Source organism: Variovorax sp. ISS6, assembly GCF_056523145.1.
This window is the reverse complement of the sequence record NZ_JAWRZC010000001.1, coordinates 5,365,002-5,388,397: the sequence shown is the minus strand read 5'-3', so window position 1 is coordinate 5,388,397 and position 23,396 is coordinate 5,365,002. Positions and strand designations below refer to the sequence as shown.

22 protein-coding genes and 1 pseudogene are annotated in these 23,396 nt (G+C 70.2%); 17 read left to right on the top strand and 6 right to left on the bottom strand.

All coding sequences use genetic code 11. The annotated features are described in order from the left end of the window. Positions 1-23: 23 nt before the first annotated feature. Positions 24-545: a hypothetical protein gene (locus AC1HIL_RS24880; RefSeq protein WP_479670275.1), complete on the bottom strand. Its 522-nt coding sequence runs from the start codon at positions 543-545 to the stop codon at positions 24-26. 128 nt (positions 546-673) lie between these two features. On the opposite strand from AC1HIL_RS24880, the gene AC1HIL_RS24875 reads away from it, so the two are divergent. Beyond that, positions 674-1,129, top strand: a complete 456-nt coding sequence (locus tag AC1HIL_RS24875; RefSeq protein ID WP_057592258.1) for an SH3 domain-containing protein — start codon at positions 674-676, stop codon at positions 1,127-1,129. 15 nt (positions 1,130-1,144) lie between these two features. On the opposite strand, the gene glpK is transcribed toward AC1HIL_RS24875, so the two are convergent. Continuing rightward, positions 1,145-2,644, bottom strand: a complete 1,500-nt coding sequence (glpK, locus tag AC1HIL_RS24870; protein WP_057592257.1) for a glycerol kinase GlpK — start codon at positions 2,642-2,644, stop codon at positions 1,145-1,147. Positions 2,645-2,651: 7 nt separating this feature from the next. After that, positions 2,652-3,437: a DeoR/GlpR family DNA-binding transcription regulator gene (locus tag AC1HIL_RS24865; RefSeq protein WP_057592256.1), complete on the bottom strand. Its 786-nt coding sequence runs from the start codon at positions 3,435-3,437 to the stop codon at positions 2,652-2,654. Between the two features lie 157 nt (positions 3,438-3,594). On the opposite strand from AC1HIL_RS24865, the gene glpD reads away from it, so the two are divergent. The 16 genes from glpD to AC1HIL_RS24785 all read left to right on the top strand — a co-directional run bounded on the left by glpD (position 3,595) and on the right by AC1HIL_RS24785 (position 19,030). Next, entirely contained in the window at positions 3,595-5,289 is a 1,695-nt protein-coding gene (glpD, locus tag AC1HIL_RS24860; RefSeq protein ID WP_479670274.1) for a glycerol-3-phosphate dehydrogenase, read from the top strand. After that, positions 5,289-6,362 (top strand): ABC transporter ATP-binding protein, encoded by a 1,074-nt coding sequence (locus AC1HIL_RS24855; protein WP_057592254.1) that lies wholly within the window; start codon positions 5,289-5,291, stop codon positions 6,360-6,362. Before glpD ends, AC1HIL_RS24855 begins: the two co-directional genes overlap by 1 nt. Before the next feature lies 1 nt (position 6,363). Continuing rightward, a complete protein-coding gene (locus tag AC1HIL_RS24850; RefSeq protein WP_057592253.1) occupies positions 6,364-7,434 on the top strand; it encodes an ABC transporter ATP-binding protein in 1,071 nt (356 codons plus the stop codon). Continuing rightward, complete coding sequence (locus tag AC1HIL_RS24845) at positions 7,431-8,321, top strand: carbohydrate ABC transporter permease (protein WP_057592252.1); 891 nt, start codon at positions 7,431-7,433, stop codon at positions 8,319-8,321. The genes AC1HIL_RS24850 and AC1HIL_RS24845 overlap by 4 nt, the downstream gene beginning before the upstream one ends. Further along, positions 8,318-9,130: a carbohydrate ABC transporter permease gene (locus AC1HIL_RS24840; RefSeq protein WP_019656045.1), complete on the top strand. Its 813-nt coding sequence runs from the start codon at positions 8,318-8,320 to the stop codon at positions 9,128-9,130. Before AC1HIL_RS24845 ends, AC1HIL_RS24840 begins: the two co-directional genes overlap by 4 nt. A gap of 13 nt (positions 9,131-9,143) precedes the next feature. Beyond that, positions 9,144-9,452, top strand: a complete 309-nt coding sequence (locus AC1HIL_RS24835) for a DUF2160 domain-containing protein (protein WP_057592251.1) — start codon at positions 9,144-9,146, stop codon at positions 9,450-9,452. 101 nt (positions 9,453-9,553) lie between these two features. Continuing rightward, the gene (locus AC1HIL_RS24830; RefSeq protein WP_057592250.1) at positions 9,554-11,284 is read left to right on the top strand and encodes an ABC transporter substrate-binding protein; all 1,731 of its coding nucleotides are present in this window, start codon (positions 9,554-9,556) and stop codon (positions 11,282-11,284) included. 267 nt (positions 11,285-11,551) lie between these two features. Next, entirely contained in the window at positions 11,552-12,535 is a 984-nt protein-coding gene (locus tag AC1HIL_RS24825) for a dialkylrecorsinol condensing enzyme (RefSeq protein WP_412179396.1), read from the top strand. Further along, positions 12,525-13,667, top strand: coding sequence for a beta-ketoacyl-ACP synthase III (locus AC1HIL_RS24820; protein ID WP_479670273.1), 1,143 nt, complete (start codon positions 12,525-12,527; stop codon positions 13,665-13,667). The genes AC1HIL_RS24825 and AC1HIL_RS24820 overlap by 11 nt, the downstream gene beginning before the upstream one ends. Positions 13,668-13,699: 32 nt before the next feature. Next, on the top strand, positions 13,700-14,095 hold the full coding sequence (locus tag AC1HIL_RS24815) for a DarG family dialkylresorcinol biosynthesis protein (protein WP_479670272.1): 396 nt from the start codon (positions 13,700-13,702) through the stop codon (positions 14,093-14,095). Next, positions 14,092-15,105: a BtrH-related acyltransferase DarH gene (gene darH, locus AC1HIL_RS24810; protein WP_296723492.1), complete on the top strand. Its 1,014-nt coding sequence runs from the start codon at positions 14,092-14,094 to the stop codon at positions 15,103-15,105. Before AC1HIL_RS24815 ends, darH begins: the two co-directional genes overlap by 4 nt. Beyond that, positions 15,105-16,013, top strand: coding sequence for an ABC transporter ATP-binding protein (locus AC1HIL_RS24805; protein ID WP_057592245.1), 909 nt, complete (start codon positions 15,105-15,107; stop codon positions 16,011-16,013). Before darH ends, AC1HIL_RS24805 begins: the two co-directional genes overlap by 1 nt. A gap of 6 nt (positions 16,014-16,019) precedes the next feature. Continuing rightward, positions 16,020-17,177, top strand: coding sequence for an ABC transporter permease (locus AC1HIL_RS24800; RefSeq protein WP_479670271.1), 1,158 nt, complete (start codon positions 16,020-16,022; stop codon positions 17,175-17,177). Continuing rightward, positions 17,174-17,446: an acyl carrier protein gene (locus AC1HIL_RS24795; protein ID WP_057592243.1), complete on the top strand. Its 273-nt coding sequence runs from the start codon at positions 17,174-17,176 to the stop codon at positions 17,444-17,446. The genes AC1HIL_RS24800 and AC1HIL_RS24795 overlap by 4 nt, the downstream gene beginning before the upstream one ends. A gap of 7 nt (positions 17,447-17,453) precedes the next feature. Continuing rightward, positions 17,454-18,542: a beta-ketoacyl synthase N-terminal-like domain-containing protein gene (locus tag AC1HIL_RS24790; RefSeq protein ID WP_479670270.1), complete on the top strand. Its 1,089-nt coding sequence runs from the start codon at positions 17,454-17,456 to the stop codon at positions 18,540-18,542. Continuing rightward, the gene (locus AC1HIL_RS24785; protein ID WP_479670269.1) at positions 18,539-19,030 is read left to right on the top strand and encodes a hypothetical protein; all 492 of its coding nucleotides are present in this window, start codon (positions 18,539-18,541) and stop codon (positions 19,028-19,030) included. Before AC1HIL_RS24790 ends, AC1HIL_RS24785 begins: the two co-directional genes overlap by 4 nt. Positions 19,031-19,046: 16 nt before the next feature. Here AC1HIL_RS24785 and AC1HIL_RS24780 read toward each other — a convergent pair whose 3' ends face one another. From AC1HIL_RS24780 to AC1HIL_RS24770, 3 genes and pseudogenes are all read right to left on the bottom strand, one after another. Further along, on the bottom strand, positions 19,047-19,688 hold the full coding sequence (locus tag AC1HIL_RS24780; RefSeq protein ID WP_479670268.1) for an HD domain-containing protein: 642 nt from the start codon (positions 19,686-19,688) through the stop codon (positions 19,047-19,049). Between the two features lie 191 nt (positions 19,689-19,879). Next, positions 19,880-20,974: pseudogene (gene mltB / locus AC1HIL_RS24775) on the bottom strand (lytic murein transglycosylase B); the annotation flags it as partial. Between the two features lie 57 nt (positions 20,975-21,031). Further along, entirely contained in the window at positions 21,032-23,062 is a 2,031-nt protein-coding gene (locus AC1HIL_RS24770) for a transglutaminase TgpA family protein (protein ID WP_479670267.1), read from the bottom strand. Positions 23,063-23,396 lie beyond the last annotated feature (334 nt).

The window sequence follows — 23,396 nt, the reverse complement described above, 5'->3', positions numbered from 1 at the left end:
GCTTCGCCGGCGCACGGGGGGCGCTACGCGGCGTCGGCGCCTTCGCTGATCTCGCGGCAGTTCATCTGCAGCTGCTGGAAGTGCGAGCGCCATGCGACCGCGTCGATCCAGCGGTCCAGGTCGAGCTTGAGCCGGACCTCCCGCTCGCCGTCTTCCAGGTGCTGCGCGAGCTTCACGCGCAGGCCGCTGCCGCCGGGCTGGGTGGCGATCTCCACGCTCGACTCGAGCAGCGGGATCACGATGCGCTGGGTCTGGCCGGCCTCGCGGCGCTTCTTGAGCACCACGTGGCAGTCGTCCTGGCTCACGAGCTTGCGGTGCACGGTGCCGCTCGCGGTCGCGCCGAGCGCGAGGTAGTGGTTGAGGGCGCGCAGGTGCTGGTCGTCCGTCATGTGCCGCACGTTGGGCGCGTCTTCGCTCGGATAGCCGTCGGTGCAGCCCGACACGAGCAGGCCGAGGGCGAGCAGCGCGGCGGTGGCGGCCCATGGGATGGCGCGCGACAGCGTCCGCGCGCGGCTGTTTCGATGATTCCTGGGAGACGGGGACATCGCGCAAGTATCGATCAGCCATCGATCGGCCGCGGAACTTCTGCGGCGCATGCGGCCCAGAAGGGCTCGCGCCGGCCTCGCCGGCCCTCTGGAAAACCCTTGCTTCTCGAGAAAGGAAACCCTCCTCCATGAACGGATTCAGCCGACTGCCCGCACTCCTGCTCGTCATGACCCTGCTGCTCGTCTCGGCCCCGGCCGCCTGGGCGCGCGAGATGGTCAGTTCCGCGGTCAGGACGCTCAACCTGCGCAGCGGCCCCGGCGTGGGCAACCCCGCGCACTGGACCGTGACGCGCGGCTATCCGTTCCAGGTGCTCCAGCGCAAGGGCGACTGGCTGCAGGTGCGCGACTTCGAGGGCGACCGCGCCTGGGTCTACCGCTCGATGACGAACAAGGTGCCGCACCGCGTGGTGAAGGCGCAGGTGGCGAACCTGCGGCGCGCGCCGGGCGCGCGCGGTCCGATCGTGAAGAAGGCCGGCTACGGCGACGTGCTGCGCACGCTCGAGAAGCGCGGCAAGTGGACCAAGGTGCGCCACGAGGGCGGCGCGGTGGGCTGGGTGGCGACCAGCCTCACCTGGGGCTGGTAGGCCCGGGCCAGGCGCTCAGGCCTGCGTGGCCTGGCGCACCGCGCGCTCCCAGCGCGCCATCGATTCCTCGGCCTGCGCGCGGCCCATCGTGGGCATGAAGCGGCGCTCCACCTTCCACTGTTTCGAGAGCTGGCCGACGTCGCCGTAGACGCCGCTCGACAGCCCCGCGAGGTAGGCCGCGCCCAGCGCGGTGGTCTCGACCACCTCGGGCCGCACCACCGGGATGCCCAGCAGGTCGGCCTGGAACTGCATCAGCAGGTCGTTCACGCTGGCGCCGCCGTCGACGCGCAGCTCGGCCACCGGCTTGCCGCCCGCGGCCACCGCGTCGCGGCTCATGGCCTGCAGCAGCGCGGCGCTCTGGTAGGCGATGCTCTCGAGCGCGGCGCGCGCGATGTGGGCCACGGTGGTGCCGCGCGTGAGGCCGGTGATGGTGCCGCGCGCGTCGGCGTTCCAGTAGGGCGCGCCCAGGCCGGTGAAGGCCGGCACCATCATCACGCCGCCCGCGTCGGGCACGCTCTCGGCCAGCGACTGCACCTCGGCGCTGCCCTTGATCGCCTTGAGGCCGTCGCGCAGCCACTGCACCACGGCGCCGCCCACGAACACGCTGCCTTCCATCGCGTACTGCGGTTGCGTGCTTGTCTGCGCCGCGCTGGTCACGAGCAGGCCGTTGCTCGAGGGCTGGAAGGCCTCGCCCGTGTGCATCAGCAGGAAGCAGCCGGTGCCGTAGGTGTTCTTGGCCATGCCGGCCTCGAAGCAGGCCTGGCCGAAGAGGGCGCTCTGCTGGTCGCCGGCCACGCCGCCCACCGGCAGCGAGCGGCCCAGCAGCGCGGCGTCGGTGTCGACGAAGTGCGAGGCCGAGGGCTGCACCGCCGGCATCAGCGCGGCGGGGATGCGCAGCGCCGCCAGCAGCTCGGCATCCCATTCGTTGCGATGCACGTTGAACAGCATGGTGCGCGAGGCATTGCTCACGTCGGTCACGTGCTTGCGCCCGCCCGTGAGCTGCCACATCAGCCAGCTGTCGACGGTGCCGAAGGCCAGCTCGCCGCGCTCGGCCTGTTCGCGCGCGCCGGGCACGTTGTCGAGCAGCCAGCGCAGCTTGGTGCCCGAGAAGTAGGCATCGATCACGAGGCCGGTCTTCTCGCGGATGGTGTCGGCCAGGCCCTCCTCGCGCAGCCGCGCGCACAGCGGCTCGGCGCGCCGGTCCTGCCACACGATCGCGTGGTGCACCGGCTTGCCCGTCTCGCGGTGCCACAGCACGGTGGTCTCGCGCTGGTTGGTGATGCCTATCGCGTGGATGTCCTCGGGCCGCAGCTTCGCCTTGGCGATGACCTCGCGCGCGGTCGCGAGCTGGCTGTCCCAGATCTCGAGCGGGTCGTGCTCGACCCAGCCCGGCTGCGGGTAGATCTGCGTGAGCTCCTTCTGCGCGATGGCCACCACGTGGCCGCCGCGGTCGAACACGATGCTGCGCGAGCTGGAAGTGCCCTGGTCGAGGGCCAGCAGGTAGGTGGTCGTCATGCGGGAGTCATTCCTTCGGGGTCTGATGGGGCCGGGCGATCTCGAGCCGCACCTGCGCGTCGCGCAGCAGCGTCGGGAAGGGATCGGGCGGTTCCGCATCGGTGAAGAGGCGGTCGATCTGGGACAGGGTTCCGAGCTGGATCATGGCGGGGCGGTTGAACTTGCTCGCGTCGGCCGCGAGCCAGACCTCGCGCGCCTGCGCGATGATGGTCTGCGCCACCTTCACCTCGCGCAGGTCGAAGTCGCGCAGCGAGCCGTCGGACTCGATGCTCGACACGCCGATCAGCGCGATGTCGACCTTGAACTGCCGGATGAAATCGATCGTGGCCTCGCCCACGACCGCGCGGTCGCGCGCGCGCACCGAACCGCCCGCCACGATCACCTCGCACTGGCTGTTGCCGCTCAGGATGGTCGCCACGTTCAGGTTGTTGGTGATCACGCGCAGGCCGGTGTGGCGCATCAGCGCCTTCGCGATCGCCTCGGTGGTGGTGCCGATGTTGAGGATCAGCGAACAGTCGTTCGGCACCAGTTCGGCCACGCGCCGCGCGATGCGCGCCTTGCCGTCGGCATGCAGCGTCTCGCGCTGCTGGTAGCCGATGTTCTCGGTGGTCGAGCTCGGCACGCGCACGCCGCCATGGAAGCGGGTCAGCAGGCCTTCGTCGGCCAGCCGCTGCACGTCGCGCCGCACCGTCTGCAGGGTCACGCCGAGCATGTCGGCGAGCTGCTCGACCGTGACCGAACCGCGGGCGCGCACGGTGTCGAGGAGATTGATCTGGCGGGGGTTGGAATTCACTGAGTGGGGGCGAAAACGAATGGAAGTAAGCCGAGAGTACGCAAAAAAACGCGCCGGGGCCGTTGCCGGAGCGCCCGATGCGTCACTTTATAGAACGAAAAAAAACGAACATTCATCAGGGAAAACTCGGGGGAAAATCGCGCCATAAGGAACTCAAGTGAAAAAAACCGAAAATACAATGGCCGCCTTCGATGACTTCGGTCATGCATCGCAACAACAAAAGACGGGCGAAAGGACGGGTGGTATTCCAGTGAGCGATCTCTCCCAGAATCCGCCGGCACCGGCCACCGACTGCGATGTGCTGATCGTCGGCGGCGGCATCAACGGCTGCGGCATCGCGCGCGATCTCGCGGGCCGCGGCTGGCGCGTGGTGCTGTGCGAGAAGGACGACCTCGCCTCCCACACCTCCTCGTCGTCGACCAAGCTGATCCACGGCGGGCTGCGCTACCTCGAGTACTACGAGTTCTCGCTGGTGCGCAAGGCGCTGCAGGAGCGCGAGGTGCTGCTCAAGAGCGCGCCGCACATCATGTGGCCGCTGCGCTTCGTGATGCCGCACGACCCCTCGATGCGCCCGGCCTGGATGATCCGCATCGGCCTGTTCCTCTACGACCACCTCGCCAAACGCGAGGTGCTGCCGGCCTCGCGCGGCGTGGACCTGCGCACCCATGCCGCGGGCGCGCCGCTCAAGCCACAGTTCAAGCGCGGCTTCGTCTATTCGGACGGCTGGGTCGACGACGCGCGGCTGGTGGTGCTCAATGCGCTCGATGCGCGCGCGCGCGGCGCCGAGGTGCTCACGCGCACCCGCTGCGTGCATGCGCGGCGCGAGGCCGACGGCTGGACCGCGGTGCTCGAGGGCCCCGACGGCACGCACCGCACGGTGCGCGCCCGCGCGGTCGTGAACGCCGCCGGGCCCTGGGCCGAATCCTTCCTGCGCGGCGTGGCGAAGCCCGCCCACGGCGAGGCGCTGGCCACCAAGAGCCTGCGCCTCGTGAAGGGCAGCCACATCGTGGTGCCGCGCGTGTTCGCGCACGACCACGCCTACATCTTCCAGAACCCCGACAAGCGGATCATCTTCGCGATCCCCTACCAGGACGACTTCACGCTGATCGGCACCACCGACATCGAGCTGCATGGCGACGACCCGGGCGCGGCGCGCATCGCCGACGAGGAGGTCGAGTACCTCTGCACCCAGGCCAGCCGCTATTTCGAGAAGCCGATCGCGCCGAGCGACGTGGTGTGGACCTACTCGGGCGTGCGCCCGCTGCTCGACGATGCCTCGGGCGATCCGTCGGCGGTCACGCGCGACTACATGCTCGAGTCGAACACCGCCGCCGCGCCGCTGCTGTCGGTGTGGGGCGGCAAGATCACCACCTTCCGCAAGCTGGCCGAGGACGCCGCCGACGAGGTCGGCCGCATGCTGGGCCAGCCGAACAGCCAGCGCCCGGCCTGGACCGAGGGCGCCTTCCTCGCGGGCGGCGACCTGTCGGCCTGGATCGGCGCGGCGCAGCGGCCCGACGGCGACTTCGAGCGCTTCCTGGCCGCCGTGCAGCAGCGCCACGGCTGGCTCGACGCGAAGCTCGCGCGGCGCCTCGCGCGTGCCTACGGCGCGCGCATCGGCGAGCTGCTCGGCGATGCCGCATCGATGGCCGACCTCGGCGCCGAGGTGGCGCCCGGCCTGCACGAGCGCGAGCTGCGCTTCCTGCAGCGCGACGAATGGGTGGTGAGCGCCGACGACGTGCTGTGGCGCCGCTCCAAGCTCGGGCTGCGCTACACGCCGCAGCAGCGCCGTCAGGTGGCCGACTGGCTGGATGCGCATCGCGGAAGGGTGGACATGCAAGGGAGGGAAGGCTGATGCAGCTGTCACTGGAGCGCGTGACCAAGAAGGTCGGCGCGCAAACCTGGCTCTACGAGCAGAGCATCGCGCCCAAGAGCGGCGCGGTGACCGTGCTGCTCGGCGCCACGCAGGCCGGCAAGACCAGCCTGATGCGGCTGATGGCCGGCCTCGACACGCCCACCGAGGGCCGCGTGCTGGTCGACGGCCAGGACGTCACCGGCATGCCGGTGCGCGAACGCAACGTGGCGATGGTCTATCAGCAGTTCATCAACTATCCCTCGCTGAAGGTGGCCGACAACATCGCCTCGCCGCTCAAGCTGCGCGGCGAATCGAACATCGACGCCCGCGTGCGCGCGCTGGCCGACAAGCTGCATATCGGCATGTTCCTCGACCGCTATCCGCAGGAGCTCTCGGGCGGCCAGCAGCAGCGCGTGGCGCTGGCGCGCGCGCTGGCCAAGAACGCGCCGCTGATGCTGCTCGACGAGCCGCTGGTGAACCTCGACTACAAGCTGCGCGAAGGCCTGCGCGAGGAACTCACGCAACTGTTCGCGGCCGGCGACTCGACCGTGATCTACGCCACCACCGAGCCCGGCGAGGCGCTGCTGCTCGGCGGCCACACCGCGGTGATGGATGCCGGCGAGCTGCTGCAGTACGGCCCGACCGCCGAGGTGTTCCATGCGCCGCGGTCGCTGCGCGTGGCGCGCGCCTTCAGCGATCCGCCGATGAACCTGCTGGCCGGCACCGCCGCCGCGGGCAGCGTGCAACTGGCCGGCGGGCCGGCGCTGGCGCTCGCGCTGCCCGAGTCGGTGGCGGGCGCGGTCACCATCGGGCTGCGCGCGAGCGCGCTCGACGTGGAAGCGGGCGAGGGCGACATCGCGCTGCCCGGCACCGTGGAGCTGGCCGAGATCTCGGGCTCCGACACCTTCGTGCACGTGGAGACCGCGGTCGGCGAACTGGTGGCGCAGCTCACCGGCGTGCACCGCTTCGAGCTGGGGGCCTCGATCACGCTGTACTTCAGCGCGGCGCGGGCCTATGTGTTCGATGCCGGCGAGAAGCTGGCGCGCGCGCCGGCATGGCGCAAAGGAAACTGAGATGGCCCGCATCGACCTCGACCTGGCCCACGCCTACCGCCCGAACCCGACGCAGGACAGCGACTATGCGCTGCTGCCGCTCACGATGAGCTTTCGCGACGGCGGCGCCTACGCCTTGCTCGGCCCCTCGGGCTGCGGCAAGACCACCATGCTCAACATCGTCTCGGGCCTGCTCGTGCCTTCGCAGGGCACGGTCAGGTTCGACGGCCGCGACGTGACGCAGGCCACGCCGCAGGAACGCAACATCGCGCAGGTGTTCCAGTTCCCGGTGATCTACGACACGATGACCGTGGCCGAGAACCTCGCGTTCCCGCTGCGCAACCGCAAGATGCCGGCCGACCAGATCAGGAAGCGCGTCGGCGAGATCGCCGAGATGCTCGACATGAGCGGCCAGCTCGACCAGCGCGCCGCGGGCCTCGCGGCCGACGCCAAGCAGAAGATCTCGCTGGGCCGCGGCCTGGTGCGCAGCGACGTGTCGGCGGTGCTGTTCGACGAGCCGCTGACCGTGATCGATCCGCACCTCAAGTGGCAGCTGCGGCGCAAGCTCAAGCAGATCCACCGCGAGCTCAAGCTCACGCTGATCTACGTCACGCACGACCAGGTGGAGGCGCTGACCTTCGCCGAGGAGGTGGTGGTGATGACGCGCGGCAAGGCGGTGCAGGTGGGCAGCGCCGACGCGCTGTTCGAGCGCCCGGCCCACACCTTCGTCGGCCACTTCATCGGTTCGCCGGGCATGAACTTCCTGGCCGCGAAGAGCGCTCACGGCACCATCGAGGTGGCGGGCACGCCGCTGGTGCCCACGCGCGAACTGCCGGCGGGCGAACTCAAGATCGGCATCCGCCCCGAGTATCTGCGGCTGGCCCCGGCCGGTGCCGGCGGCGCCGTGCCCGCGACGGTGGCGCAGGTGCAGGACGTGGGCACCTACACGATGGTGAGCGCCCATGCGGACGGCAGCCCGCTCAAGGTGCGCCTGCATCCCGACGAGCAGCCGCCCGCGGTGGGCGACACGGTGTGGCTGCGCGTGCTGGACGCGCACACCTGCTACTACAAGGACGAGGAGCTGGTGGCATGAGCACCATCAACAAGCCCATTAACCAGAAGGCCTGGTGGCTCGTGCTGCCGGTGCTGGTCTGCGTGGCCTTCTCGGCCATCGTGCCGCTGATGACGGTGGTGAACTACTCGGTGCAGGACATCATCTCGCCCGAGCGCCGCGTCTTCGTCGGCACCGAGTGGTTCGCCGCCGTGATGCGCGACGACGAGCTGCACCAGGCGCTGTGGCGCCAGCTCGGCTTCTCGCTCGCGGTGCTACTGGTCGAGATCCCGCTGGGCATCGCGCTCGCGCTGTCGATGCCGGCCAAGGGCTGGAAGTCCTCGGCCGTGCTGGTGGTGGTCGCGCTCTCGCTGCTGATCCCCTGGAACGTGGTCGGCACCATCTGGCAGATCTACGGCCGCGCCGACATCGGCCTGCTGGGCCACGCGCTGCAGAAGCTCGGCGTGGACTACAACTACACCGGCAGCGCCACCGACGCCTGGCTCACGGTGCTGGTGATGGACGTGTGGCACTGGACGCCGCTGGTGGCGCTGCTGTGCTATGCCGGCCTGCGCTCGATCCCCGACGCCTACTACCAGGCCGCGCGCATCGACGGCGCCAGCAAGTTCGCGGTGTTCCGCTACATCCAGCTGCCCAAGATGCGCGGCGTGCTGATGATCGCGGTGCTGCTGCGCTTCATGGACAGCTTCATGATCTACACCGAGCCCTTCGTGCTGACGGGCGGCGGGCCGGGCAACGCCACCACCTTCCTGAGCCAGTACCTGACGCAGAAGGCCGTGGGCCAGTTCGACCTGGGTCCGGCGGCGGCGTTCTCGCTGATCTATTTCCTCATCATCCTGCTGCTGTGCTTCGTGCTCTACAACTGGATGCAGCGGGTGGGTACGCAGGAAGCGGAGGTCGAGCGATGAACGAGAAACGGTTCCACAAGCGCAGCATCTTCCTGGTGCTGTACATCCTGTTCGCGCTGTTGCCCATCTACTGGATGATCAACATGAGCTTCAAGACGAACGAGGAGATCCTCTCGAGCTTCTCGTTCTTCCCGCAGCAGCTCACCTGGGCCAATTACGCGCGCATCTTCACCGACGAGTCGTGGTACTCGGGCTACATCAACAGCCTGATCTACGTGGCGATCAACACGGTGATCTCGCTGACCGTGGCTCTGCCGGCGGCCTATGCCTTCTCGCGCTATTCCTTCCTCGGCGACAAGCACGTGTTCTTCTGGCTGCTCACGAACCGCATGACGCCGCCCGCGGTGTTCCTGCTGCCGTTCTTCCAGCTCTACAGCACGGTCGGCCTGATGGACACGCACCTGGGCGTGGCGCTCGCGCACCTGCTGTTCAACGTGCCGCTCGCGGTCTGGATCCTCGAGGGCTTCATGAGCGGCATCCCGCGCGAGATCGACGAGACCGCCTACATCGACGGCTATTCGTTCCCGCGCTTCTTCCTCACCATCTTCCTGCCGCTGATCAAGGCCGGCGTGGGCGTGGCCGCCTTCTTCTGCTTCATGTTCAGCTGGGTCGAGCTGCTGCTGGCGCGCACGCTCACGAGCGTGAATGCCAAGCCGATCGTGGCGACGATGACGCGCACCGTGAGCGCCTCGGGCATGGACTGGGCGACCCTGGCGGCGGCCGGCGTGCTGACCATCGTGCCGGGCGCGATCGTGATCTGGTTCGTGCGTCACTACATCGCAAAAGGCTTTGCGATGGGTCGCGTCTGAGGAGACAACAGAGATGTTCGACTGGATGGTCTGGACCACCCCGGTGGCCGTGTTCTTCATCTGCATCGTGCTCATGCTGGCCGGCATGACGCTGTGGGAGCTCAAGTCGCCGACCACGCTGCGCCGCGGCTGGCTGCCGATCGCCACCACGCGCGGCGACCGGCTGTTCATCGGCCTGCTGTCGGCGGCCTACGTCAACCTGGCCTTCGTCGGCCTGGCCGACAAGTTCCAGGCCTGGTTCAGCCTCGAGGCCGAGCCCTCGGTCTGGATCAGCTTCGTGCTGTCGATGCTGCTGCTCGCGCTGATCCTGCGCAAGGGCTGAACGCGGCACGCTCTCTTCTTTCCACAACGAATCCGGCTCTCCGCCTCCCCGGAGCCGCGATCGACAAAACCGGGGAAGCAATCAACCGAGGAGACACGTTCATGAAGATGCGCTACACAGCGTTGGCGTTGGCGGCTGCGATGTTCGCCGCGCACGGTGCGTCGGCCGGGGAGGCCGAGGCCAAGAAATGGATCGACAGCGAGTTCCAGCCCTCAACCTTGTCCAAGGACAAGCAGATGGACGAGATGAAGTGGTTCATCGAGGCCGCGAAGAAGCTGCAGGCCAAGGGCGTGAAGGAGATCTCGGTGGTCTCCGAGACCCTGACCACCCATGAATACGAGTCGAAGACGCTGGCCAAGGCCTTCGAGGAGATCACCGGCATCAAGGTCAAGCACGACCTGATCCAGGAAGGCGACGTGGTCGAGAAGCTGCAGACCTCGATGCAGTCGGGCAAGTCGATCTACGACGGCTGGGTCTCCGACTCCGACCTGATCGGCACCCACTACCGCTACGGCAAGATCATGTCGCTGACCGAGTACATGGGCGGCGCGGGCAAGGAGTTCACCAACCCCGGCCTCGACCTCAAGGACTTCATCGGCACCAGCTTCACGACCGCGCCCGACGGCCAGCTCTACCAGCTGCCCGACCAGCAGTTCGCCAACCTCTACTGGTTCCGCGCCGACCTGTTCGCGCGCAAGGACCTGCAGGACAAGTTCAAGGCCAAGTACGGCTACGACCTGGGCGTGCCGCTGAACTGGAGCGCCTATGAAGACATCGCCGAGTTCTTCAGCACCGACGTGAAGACCATCGACGGCAAGCCGATCTACGGCCACATGGACTACGGCAAGAAGGACCCGTCGCTCGGCTGGCGCTTCACCGATGCCTGGCTGTCGATGGCCGGCGCGGCCGACAAGGGCATCCCGAACGGCATGCCGATCGACGAATGGGGCATCCGCGTGGCGGCCGACAAGTGCACGCCGACCGGCGCCTCCGTGGCGCGCGGCGGCGCCACCAATTCGCCGGCCGCCGTGTACGCGCTCACCAAGTACATCGACTGGATGAAGAAGTACGCGCCCAAGGAAGCCATGGGCATGACCTTCGGCGAATCGGGCCCGGTGCCCGCGCAGGGCCAGATCGCGCAGCAGATCTTCTGGTACACGGCCTTCACCGCCGACATGACCAAGAAGGGCCTGCCGGTCGTCAACGACGACGGTTCGCCCAAGTGGCGCATGGCCCCCGGCCCGAACGGCCCGTACTGGAAGCAGGGCATGCAGAACGGCTACCAGGACGTGGGCTCGTGGACCTTCTTCAAGGGCCACGACGCCAACAAGACGGCCGCGGCCTGGCTCTACGCGCAGTTCATCACCGCCAAGACCACCTCGCTGAAGAAGTCGATCACCGGCCTGACCTTCATCCGCGACAGCGACATCCGCTCGGACTACTTCACGCAGAACGCCAACAAGTACGGCGGCCTGATCGAGTTCTACCGCAGCCCGGCGCGCGTGGCCTGGACCCCGACCGGCACCAACGTGCCCGACTATCCGAAGCTCGCGCAGCTGTGGTGGAAGAACGTGGCCGAGGCCGTGACGGGCGAGAAGACGCCGCAGAAGGCGATGGACAACCTGGCCGACGAGATGGACAACGTGATGGCCCGCCTCGAGCGCGCCGGCATGGCCAAGTGCGCGCCCAAGCTCAATCCCAAGGGCGACCCGGCCAAGTACCTGAGCGACGACCATGCGCCGTGGAAGAAGCTGGCCAACGAGAAGCCCAAGGGCGAGACCATCGACTACAACAAGCTGCTGACGGCCTGGAAGGAAGGCAAGGTTCGCTGATCCCGCAGGGAGGCATCCCGACCGCCGCCGACGCGACCGGCCGGACGGTCGTGGGGATGCCGGGACGGCACATGCAAGGCCGCGCCGCGAGGTGCGGCCCTTTTTTTGCGTGCATGCACCCGGGCGTGGCCTCGGCTACGAGATTCTCGTAACCGCGCGTTGCCCGTTCGCCGCATCCTTTCGATGCATGACCTATGGCAGATGCGCGATGCCGGGGCTTCGCGTACATTCGACGGCCCTTCGAACCGCCCACCCGTGAATTCCAGCTTGTCCAGCCCTTTCGAGGCCGTCGCGCCGACCATCGCCAAGCGCGTGCTCGTGATCCACTATTCGCAGACCGGCCAGCTCGGCAGCGTCGCCGAGCGGATCGTGGCGCCGCTGCGCGAGGATCCCGCGATCGCGGTGCACGTGGAGACGCTGCGGCCGGTGCGGCCCTTTCCGTTCCCCTGGGGCTTCATCCGCTTCTTCGACGCCTTCCCCGAGACCGCGCACATGAAGCCGCCCGCGCTGCAGCCACTGGCGCTCACGGGCGAGGAGGACTTCGACCTCGTGATCCTGCCCTACCAGGTGTGGTTCCTCGCGCCCTCGCAGCCGATCACGGCCTTCCTCAAGCACCCGGTGGCGGCGCGCCTGCTCCAGGGCAAGCCCGTGGTCACGGTGATCGCCTGCCGCAACATGTGGCACCTCGCGCACCAGAAGCTCGAGGGACTGTTGGCCGCCATCGACGCGCGGCTGATCGACAACGTGGTGCTGACCGATCCGGGCCCCACGCTCGCCACCTTCTTCACCACCCCGGCCTGGCTGGTCTGGGGCCGCAAGCGCGGCTTCTGGGGCATGCCCGATGCGGGCCTCGAGCCGGGCCAGATCGCGCGCACCGTGCGCTTCGGCCGCGCGCTGCGCGATGCGCTGCACCAGGGGCTCGAGCGCGGCACCGCGCCGCTGCTCGCGGGGCTGGGCGCGGTCAACGCCAATGCGCGGCTCCTGGTCAGCGAGAAGGCCGGCACGCGCAGCTTCTTCCTCTGGGGCAAGCTCTTGATGGCCGCCGGCGGCCCCGGGGCCTGGCAGCGCAAGCCGCTGCTGGTGCTCTACGTGCTGTTCCTGCTCGCGCTGATCGTCACCGTGGTCCCGGTGAGCCTCACGCTGCAGGCGCTGCTGCGCCCTCTGCTGCGTGGGTGGCTGACTAGAATGACCGCCCATTTCGAGCGGCCCTCCGGCTCGGCCACGGACCGTTCCCATCTCTATGACGACTGATGTCTTCCTGACCCGTACCGCCGCCTTCCTGCCTTTTGCTCCGGTCAGCAACGAAGACATCGAAGAAGTCCTGGGCCGCGTCGGCGACCGGGTGTCGCGTGCGCGACGCCTGATCCTGCGCAGCAACGGCATCCAGTCGCGCCACTACGCGATCGACCGCGCGACCGGCCTGCAGGCCATGAGCAATGCCGAGCTCACCGCCGCGGCGATCCGCGGGCTCGGCACGCCCGAGGAACTGGGGCGCATCGACTGCCTCGTCACCGGCACCTCGATGCCCGACCAGTTGATGCCCAACCACGCGGTGATGGTGCACGGCGAGCTCGGCTGGCCGCGGCTCGAGGTGGTGGCCTGCGCGGGCATCTGCCTGGCCGGCGCCACCGCGCTCAAGCACGCCTGGCTCTCGGTGCGCGCGGGCGATGCCGAGCGCGCCGTGGCCACCGGCTCGGAACTGGCCTCGCCGCTGATGCGCGGCTCGCGCTTCGAAGCCGAGATCGCGCACCGCGTCGACCTGCTCGAAACCAATCCCGAGATCGCGTTCGAGAAGGACTTCCTGCGCTGGATGCTGTCCGATGGTGCGGGCGCGGTGCTGCTGGAGCGCGCGCCGCGCGGGCCGCTGTCGCTCAAGGTCGAATGGATCGATCTCTCCTCGGCCGCGCACGAGCTGCCGGTGTGCATGTATGCCGGCGCCGACCGCAATGCCGACGGCAGCCTCACCGGCTGGGCCCGCACCGCGCCGAGCGACTGGCACCGCGACTCCACCTTCGCGATCAAGCAGGACGTGCGGCTGCTCAACGAGAACATCGTGCGCGCCACGCTCGGCGAGCCGCTCGCGGCCATCGTCAAGAAGCGCGGCCTGCGGCCCGATGACGTCGACTGGTTCCTGCCGCACCTGTCGTCGAGCTACTTCATGGAACCGGTGGCGCGCTGCCTCGAGCAGATGGGCTTCGCGATTCCGCGCGAGCGCTGGTTCAGCAACCTGGTGCGCAAGGGCAACACCGGTTCCGCCTCGCCCTACATCATGCTCGACGAGCTGTTCCGCTCGGGCCGCATCCGGCCCGGCCACAAGCTGCTGATGTTCGTGCCCGAGAGCGGCCGCTTCTCGAGCGGTTTCATCTACCTCGAGGCCGTCTGACACGAAGCCGATGGCGAAGGAGAGACGCTGACATGGACCTCGACGCAGTTCCCCAGGAAGGCAACGCCACGCTCGCGGGCCACGCCAAGCTGATGTACGCGCGCGATGCGCAGGGCCGCGTGGTCACGACCACCTCGCGCGGCTGGGAAGCCGAGGAGATCGTCACCACCCACGCGGTCGACGCGCTGGTGGCGCAGGCCGGGGCCGCGCGCGAGCGCGTGGCGCAGGGCCTGGCCTCGCCGCTCGAATACTGGATGTACGACCGCCGCATGGACGTGGCGCTGCTGTCGCAGACCAGCGGCTTCTGGCAATGGCGCGTGCGGCGCCACCTGCGGCCGCGGCACTTCGCGGCGCTCTCCGGGAACCAGCTCGCGCGCTATGCGCAGGCGCTGGGCCTGTCCGTCGCCGCGCTCAAGGAACTGCCATGAATGCCATCGCCGCACCGGTCGCCGAAGCCGGCTTTCGCCACAGCCAGGCCGCCCATTGCGAGAGCGGCGTGATCTCGAGCCTGATGCGCCACCACGGCGTGCCCGCGATGACCGAGAGCATGGCGCTGGGCCTGTCCTCGGGCCTGTCGTTCGCCTACTTGCCGTTCATCAAGCTCTCGGGCCTGCCGCTGATCTCCTACCGCATGCCGCCGCGCGCGATGATCAAGGGCCTGCTCGCGCCGATGGCCGCGCGCTTTTGCTTCGAGACCTTCAGAAGCCCCGAGGACGGCCAGCGCCGGCTCGACGCGCTGCTCGCCGACGGCCACCTCGTGGGCCTGCAGACCTCGGTCTACTGGCTGCCGTACTTCCCGCCCAACATGCGCTTCCACTTCAATGCGCACAACCTGCTGGTCTACGGCAAGGAGGGCGACGAGTACCTGATCAGCGACCCGGTGTTCGAGGAGCCGGTGCGCTGCGCCAGCGCCGACCTGGCGCGCGCGCGCTTCGCCAAGGGCGTGCTCGCGCCCAAGGGACTCATGTACTACCCGCAGGCGATCGAGCGCAAGGCGGTCGACGCGGGCGCGGTGCGCAAGGCGATCCTGAAGACGGTGCGCAACATGCTCGCGCCGGTGCCCATCGTCGGCGTGCGCGGCATGCGCACCCTGGCCGGCCGCATCGCGAAGCTCGCGCCCGCCGATCCGCGCACCGTGGCCTTCATCGGCCACCTGGTGCGCATGCAGGAGGAGATCGGCACCGGCGGCGCCGGCTTCCGCTTCATCTACGCGGCCTTCCTGCAGGAGGCCGCCGCGCTGCTCGGCAAGCCGCAGCTGCTGCAGATGTCCGACCGCCTCACGGCCATCGGCGACGACTGGCGCGCCTTCGCGCTCAAGGCCGCGCGCATGGTCAAGGGGCGCGAGGCGGTCGATCCGGCGAAGCTCGCGGCGCTGCTGCGCGAGCAGGCGCAACGCGAGCAAAGCTTCTTCCGCGACCTCAAGGCCGCCGTGTCCTGATGCTCGAACTGCAGGGGCTGAGCCACCGCTACCCGCACGCCCAGGCGAACGCGCTCGACGCGGTGTCGCTGGCCGTGCCGCGCGGCTGCGTGCTCGGCCTGCTCGGGCCCAACGGCGCGGGCAAGACCACCCTGATCTCGCACCTGTCGGGCGCGCTCGCGGTGCAGTCGGGCCAGATCCGCGTCGATGGCGTGCCGCTCGCGCAGGTGCGTGCGCAGGCGCCCACGCGCATCGCGGTGGCGCCGCAGGACCATGCCTTCTACCCGATGCTCACCGTGGCCGAGAACCTGGCCTGCTTCGCCGCCGCGGGCCGGCTCGCGGGCGCGCGCAAGCGCGAGCGCATCGCGGCCTGCCTGGCGTTCGCGCAGCTCGAGGCCTTCGCGGGCACGCGCGCCGAGCGGCTCTCGGGCGGCCTCAAGCGCCGGCTCAACCTCGCGATCGCGCTCTTGCCCGAACCCGAGCTGATGCTGTTCGACGAGCCCACCGTCGGCGTCGATCCGCAGTCGCGCGCCTTCGTGCTCGACGCCATCAAGGGCCTGGCGCGCGCGGGCGCAGCGGTGATCTACGCCTCGCACTACATGGAGGAGATCGAGGCCATCGCCGACCGCGTGGCGATCCTCGACCACGGCCGGGTGCTGCGCGAGGGCTCGCTCGAGGAACTGCTGTCGAAGAACGCGATGCTGCTCACGCTGGCGGCCGATGGGCTCGATGCGCAAATGCTCTCGCGCTTCGGCACGGTGGAGCAGGGCGGCGTGCACTGGCGCATCCACCTGCATCCGGGCACCGGCCCGGCCCCGGTGCTGGCCGCGCTCGAGGCCGCGGGCATCGAGGTGCGCCATGCCGAATTCGGCCGCCACGACCTGGAGCAGCTGTTCATGGCGCTCACGCACCGCTCGCTGCGGGACTGAGGACCGATGCTCGGGGCCCTGATCCAGAAGGAACTGCTCGCGCTGCGGCGCGACATGCACGGCCTGGCCGCGCTGTTCCTGATGCCGATGATCTTCATCGTGCTGATGTCGCTCACGCTCAAGGACATCTACCGCCCGCCGCTGGCCGCGCTGAACTACGCGGTCGACGTGCGCGACGACGGTACGCCCGCGCAGTGGCTGCTGCAGCTGTGGCGCAAGGCGCATGGCGCGCCCGGGCCGCTGGGCGCCGATTGGCAGGCACGGCTGCGCCGCGGCGAGCTCAAGTACGTGATCGTGCTGCAGCCGGGGCTGTCGGACGAGCTCGAGTCGGTGGCGCTCTCGACGCGCCCCTATGTCCAGCTGCTGACCGAGCCCGGCATCGACAGCAACCTGCACAACGCGCTGCGCGCCGAGCTGGTCGGCGCCTCGGGCGAGCTCAAGGCGCGGCTCGCGCTGCAGGTGCCGGGCACCGCGGGGCCGGCGCAGGGCGCTTCGATCCAGGCGCTGGTGCAGGCCGAGCGCTTCGCGAGCAGCGGGCCGCGGCCGACCTCGGTGCAGCAGAACGTGCCGGCCTGGCTGGTGTTCGGCATGTTCTTCGTGGTGGCCTCGCTCTCGAGCCTGCTGGTGCAGGAGCGCGGCTCGGGTGCTCTGGGCCGGCTGCAGAGCCTGGGCGTGTCGCGCGCCATGCTGCTGGCCTCGAAGGCCTTGCCCTATCTCGCGGTGAACGCGGTGCAGGCCGCGCTGATGCTGGCCGCGGGCATCTGGCTGATGCCGCTGATCGGCGGCGATGCGCTCTCGCTCGCGGGCATCGACTGGGGCGCGCTGCTGGTCGCGCTGGGCGCGGTGAGCCTCGCGGCCGTGAGCCTCTCGCTGGCGCTGGCCTGCGCGGTGCGCAGCCATGCGCAGGCAGCCACCATCGGGCCGATGGTCAACGTGCTGATGGCGGCCGCAGGCGGGATCATGGTGCCCAAGTTCGTGATGCCGGGCTTCATGCAGCGGCTGGTCGAGCTCTCGCCGATGAACTGGGGCCTCGAGGCCCTGCTGACCGTGCTGCTGCGCGGCGGCGGCGTGGCCGACACGCTGCCGCAGGTCGGGCGGCTGGTGGTGTTCGCGGCCGCCATGTTCGTGCTCGCGGTCTTTCTCTTTCGCAGGCGCACGCCATGAACCCCGTCACTCCCGAATTCATCGCCCGGCTCAAGACGCTGGTGCTCGAGGCCGTCGAGAAGGAGCCGCCGCCCGGCGGCCTGTCGGACGACGAGGCCCTGTTCGGCCCCGAGGCGCGGCTGGACCTCGACTCGCTCGATGCGCTGCAGGTGTCGATGGCGATCCAGCAGGCCTTCGGCGTGCGCATGCCCGACAGCAAGGAGACGCGCCGCGCGCTGAGCTCGGTCGCGCACCTGGCCGAGCACCTGCTGCGCGAGCAGAAGGCATGACCGCGCGATGAGGGCGGTGTACCTCGGCGGCGTGGGGCTGGCCTGCGTGCTGGGCGACGATCTGGACGCGGCGCTCGCCACCCTGCGCGCGGGCGGCGTGCGGCCCGTGCCGGTGGCCGTGTCGGCGCAGGCGCGGTGGCCCGTCTACAAGCTGTCGTCCACCGACGGTGGCTGGGACGAACGCGTGCGCCGGCGCGTGCGCGCGGTGGTGGCGCAGGCCGATCGCGCGGGCGGCGCGGTGTCGCGCGACGGGCCGCTGTTCGTCGCCTCGTCCTCGCTCGACATCGGCCACATGGAGCACGAGAAGGACGACCGCCGGCTCGGCGGCGACCTGCTCGACTTTGCCGAGATCGTGGCCGGCGCGCTCGCCTGGCGCGGCCCCGTCTTCACCGTGTCGACGGCCTGCACCTCGGCGCTCAACGCGATCCTCGCGGCCTCGGAGCTGCTGCGCGGCGGCGGGGCCGAGGAGGCGCTGGTGCTCGGCGCCGAGCCCGACAACCGCTTCACCGTGGCGGGCTTCGGCGCGATGCAGCTGCTGTCGCCCGATGGCGCGCGGCCCTTCGGCGCCGGCCGCGACGGGCTGGTGCTCGGCGAGGCCTTCGCGGCGCTGCAGCTGCGCACGCGGCCCGCGCGCTGGCGCATCGCGGGCGGCGCGAACATCGTCGACGGCAGCAATCCCGCGGGCAACGAGGCGGGCGCGGTGCGCGCCGTGTGCGAGGCCGCGCTCGCGCAGGCCGGGCTGCGGCCGCGCGACATCGGCCTGGTCAAGGTGCAGGCCGCGGGCAGCCCCGGCAACGACGCGGTGGAGGCGCAGGCGCTGCGCGCGCTGTTCGATCCGCTGCCGCCGCTGGTGTCGTTCAAGACCGCGATCGGCCACACGCTCGGCGCCTCGGGCGCGGCCGAGCTGGCCTTGCTGACCGGCTGCGTCGCGCATGGTGCGTGGCCGGTGGCGACGCATGCGCCCGATGAGGCGCTGGGCCTGGCGCTGAGTGCCTCGGCGCCGCGCGGACTGCGTCATGTGCTGTTCAACGTGCTGGGCTTCGGCGGCGGCCATGCGGCGCTGGTGCTCGAGGATGCGGGGGAGGGCGCGCCATGATCGAGGGCTGGCGCGTCGTCGCGCATGTCGGTGTCGACCCCTTGGCCGAAGACTGGCACGCGCAGTTGGTGCAGCGGCTCGGCTACCGGCCGCGCCGCGTCGGCACCTGGACCGAGCTCGCGATGCATGGCGCGCTGCGCTGCATCGACGCCGCCGGCGAGGCCGCGCTGCCGGCCGGTGCGCGCCTGCGCGTCGGCAGCCGGCGCGGGCCCTGGGCCGCGACTTGCACCGGGCTCGAGCAGCTCGATGCGGGGCTCACCATGCCCTTCACCTTCATGCAGAGCCAGCCCGCGCTGGCGCTGGCCGAGGTCGGCCGCTGCCTGGGCTGGCGCGGCGACGGCAGCTTCGTGCTGAACCGCGATGCGGCGCAACTGCTGCGGCTGGTGGTGCACGGCGCGGGGGCCGACGGCCTGCTGCTGGGCCAGGTCGAGGAGGCCGGTGGCGCCTTGCCGATGCGCTCGGAATGGTGGCGGCTGCTACCGGCCTGAGAGACCGGCGGCGCGCTCAGCCCGCGATCGACCGGCGCAGGTTCTCGCGCGCGCGGGCCTCGAGCAGGGCGTGCATGCGCGGCGTGGCGTAGATCGCGTCGCGGTCGAGAAAGCGTTGCAGGATCGCGCGCCGGCGCGGCAGGCGGATCTCGAGCGGCACGAAGGCGTATTCACGCCCGACCTGCTGCTCGTACTCGTCGAAGCGCGCGCGTTCGGCGCCGAGGATCGAGAGGTCGATGTCGATCAGCAGCTCGGCATCGCGGCCTTCGGGCACGGCATCGTGGCGCGTGGCCATCACGAGGTCGTGCACGCGCTGCGCCGCGTCCTCGCCGGCCTCGAAGCTGCGCAGCGCCTCGAGCGCCCAGGCGGCGCTGCGTGCCTCGTTGTCGTGCGCATGCACGTCGTAGATCGCGTCGTGGAACCACAGCGCCAGCGCCACCTCGCCGGGCCGTTGCGCGGCGGCCTGCTCGCGCTCGAACCAGGCCAGGCATTCGCCGAGGTGCTGCAGCGTGTGGTAGTGGCGCTGCGGCTCGGCGTAGCGGCGCTGCAGCGCGTCGCACAGCGCATCGCGCTCGGGCGTGCCGGGTTGCGCGATGCCGAGCGCGCGCCAGGCGGCGTGCCAATTGGCCCGCAGGGCCGCGCTCGACAGGGGTGTCATTGCGGCAGCGGCATCGGTTGCCGCGGCGAGGAGGCGGGTGGCAACGGTTGCGGGACCGTCGGCTCGGTCGGCGTCGATTGCAGGGGCAGCGGCATCGGTTGCGCATCGAGCCTCGGCTGCGAGCGCAGCGGCGGCTGGTACTGCGGCGCGGGGGGCGGCGCCAGCACCGGCTGCGGCGCCGGCGCATAGCCCATCGCCGCCTTGACCTCGTTGCCGAGGTCGAGCACCGACATCGCGTAGTAGCTGCTCCAGTTGTAGCGCGTGATCACGTAGAAGTTGCGCGTGCCTGCCACGTAGGTCGGCGCGGCACCCGCGCCGTTCTGCAGTTCGATCAGCGCGAGCAGGCCGCGATGGCGCTGGCCCTCGCCATCGAGCACCGCGCCCGCGGCCACGAAGCTGTCGGCGCTGAAGCTCGGCAGGATGTCGGGTGCCAGCAGGATGTCCTTGCGCAGCCGCGACTCGTCGAAGCGCACCGGGTAGATCGCGGGCATGCCCGGCTGCCAGCCGAAGGCCTTGAAATAGCTGGCCACCGAGCCGATCACGTCGGCCGTGTTGTTGACCAGGTCGATGCGGCCGTCGCCGTCGAAGTCGACCGCGTACTTGGCGATGCTGCTCGGCATGAACTGCGGCATGCCCATCGCGCCCGCGTAGCTGCCCAGCGGCACCATCGGATCGTCGGCGGTGCGGCTCTCGGTGCTCAGGAAGCTCTCGAGTTCGCCGCGGAAGAAGGCCTGCCGCTCGGCCGCGCGCGGATGGCCCTGCGGGAAGTCGAAGGCCAGGGTGGCGAGCGCATCGATGACGCGGAAGTTGCCCATGTTGCGGCCGTAGATGGTCTCCACGCCCACGATGCCCACGACGATCTCGGGCGGCACGCCGTAGGTGGCCTCGGCGCGCGCGAGCAGGTCGGCATTGGCGCGCCAGAAGCGCACGCCCGCGGCGATGCGCGTGGCATCGATGAAGCGGCTGCGGTAGACCTGCCAGTTCTTCACCGTGCCCACCGGTCCCGGCAGCATCAGCCGCGGCACGTTGGGCAGGAAGCGCGCGCCGCCGATGGTGGCGCGCACCCATTGGCGGTCCAGGCCCCGGCGCGCCGCGACCTCGTCGGCGAAGCGCATCGCGTCGTCGCGCGTGGCGTAGGGCGTGCTGCCGACCACGGCCTTGACTGCCGGGCGGGGCTGGGCCGCGGCCTGCGTGGCGAACCCGGCGGCGCAGGCGGCACAGGCAGCGAAGAGGGCGAGGGCGGCGGCGCGGACCGGCTGGCGCCGCGGGGAGAGGGAGGATCGCATCGGCCGATTGTGCCGCCCGGCCGCGCGCGGGCCGGCGGGCGACACATGTGGTTGCGTTCAGCCGGGCTGCAGTAGTGCGGGCCCGGCCTTGCGCGCGGGCCATGGCAGGCGGCGGAACTCGGCGCGCAGCGCGGCCAGCGTCCCGGGGCCGGCCGGTGCATAGCGCTGGGCTTCGAGCTTCAGCAGCCAGTCGCGCAGCGGCGCGCTTTCATCGGTGCCGAAGAAGGCCTCGGCCAGCGCCGCCATCTGGCGCGGCGGCGCGGTGCCGGGCACGGCGAGGCCGGCTTTCGCGAGCCGCGCGCGCGCTCGGCCGAGCAGGCGCAGCCAGGGATCGTGCTGGCTGCGTTCCCACAGCGTCCAGAGCGCGCCGGCCAGGCTCGCGCCCACCAGCAGGTAGAGCAGCACGTAGGCCAGGTCCTCGAGGCTCGGTGCCGTGAAGCCGATGTTCTTCAGCAGGTCGAGCTGGCGGCTCTGCGTGTAGTTGAGCACCCACTGGTTCCAGCCGTTGTTGACGGCCTCCCAGGCCGCGCGCAGGTTCTGCGCGAAGGTCGGGCTCATCGCGATGACCGCGCCCGCGAACAGGCCCGGCGGCTGCACGAGCCGCATCGACTGGCCGACGCGGCCCGGTGCCACCGCGCCGGTGGGGTCGACGCGCACCCAGCCCTTGCCGGCTTCCCAGACCTCGGCCCAGGCATGGGCATCGCTCTGGCGCAGCACCCAGTAGCCGTCGATGCCGTTGAGCTCGCCGCCCTGGTAGCCCGTGACGATGCGCGCCGGCACGTCCATGCCGCGCATCAGCACCACGAAGGCAGAGGCGATGTGCTCGCAGAAGCCTTCCTTGCGGTCGAACCAGAACTCGTCGGCGGTGTCGTTGCCGTAGACGCCGGGCTCGAGCGTGTAGCTGTAGCCGCCGGTGCGCAGCCGCCGCAGCACCGCCTGCACGAGCGCGGGCGTGGCGGCGCCGGCCAGCGCCGGGTCGGCGAGCATCTCGCGCGCGAGCGCCGCGGTGCGCGGGTTCGACGCGGGCGGCAGCGCGAGGTAGGCGCGCAGGCTGTTGGCGCTGGCGACCGGGCCGCTCTCGAAGCGCGTGTAGCTCTGGGCGCGGTAGCGCACCAGGTCCGACAGAGGCCGGTTCACGAACCATTGCAGGTCCGAACTGCCCGTGACCTCGTAGCCCGGCAGCGCGGGCGCGCGCGGCGCGGCGTCGAGCGTGAGCAGCCACGGGCGGTTGCTGGGCTCGAGCGTGACCTCGTAGCCCAGCGGCTCGCCGCTGGTGCGCAGCTCGGAGCCGCCCGCGCCGCGGCGCCAGGATGGCAGCGCGGTCCATTCGCGGCCATCGAACTGCGCGAGCACCGGGCCGCGGAAATAGAGCTGGCTCTGCGGCGGCGCGCGGTCGCCGTCGAACTTGATGCGTGCCGCCACGCGGCCGTCGAGCGCGAGCTCGGCGATGGTGCCCACGCGCATCGTGTTCGACAGCCCGCTGCGCCCGGCCATCGCGTCCGTCGGCGTGCCCCACAGCGGCGCGAAGCGCGGGAACAGCAGGAACAGCGCGAACATGATCGGCGCGCCCGCGAGCGCCATCCAGCCCGCGGTGCGCGCGGCCTGTGCGAGCGGCGGCCGGCCCACCGGCATGTGGGCATTGACCAGTGCGGTCAGCAGGCCCAGCAGCGCGAGCAGCATCATGGCCGCGGTGGCGAGCGACTGCGAGTAGAAGAAGTTCGTGAGCATCGCGAAGAAGCCCAGGAAGAAGACGACGAAGGCGTCGCGGCGCGCGCGCAGTTCGAGCGTCTTGAGCGCGAGCAGGATCACGACCAGGGTGACGCCGGCGTCGCGGCCGAGCAGGGTGCGGTGGGTGGCGAAGGTGGCGGCGACTGTCACCACGAGCAGGGCGATGCGCCACCAGCGGGAGGGGAGGGGTCGGGATTGGATGGCGAGGGTGCCGCGCCAGATCAGGACTGCTGTGGTGAGGGTGGTGCACCACCAGGGGAGGGTGTCTGCCTGGGGGAGGATGATGAGGGCTATGACTGCCAGGAGAAAGAGGGTGTCTCTTGCGTCTCTTGGCAATGTGGCCATCGTGAGCTTCTTCATTGGGAGCTCTTCTTTTTTAGGCTGTTGGCCGGGTCTCGCCCCGGCGGGCGAGTCACTTTCTTTTGCTTCGCCAAAAGAAAGTAACCAAAGAAAAGGCGACCCACTGTCTGCGACCCCTTCGCTGCGCTACGGGGCAACCTGCGGTGCTCGCGTTTCGCGGGGTCTCGCAGAACTCGCTCCGCTGCGCTGCGCTCAGACAGCTGCGAGCCCTTATCCGCGAAACGCTGCGCTCCTCGGCGCAGCCAGAGGGGTGGGTCGGGCCATCGCTGCGCTCGGCCCGGGAAGCCCAACGGGCCGTCGCTTCGCTCGGCCCAGGTGAAAGAAGACCCAGGGC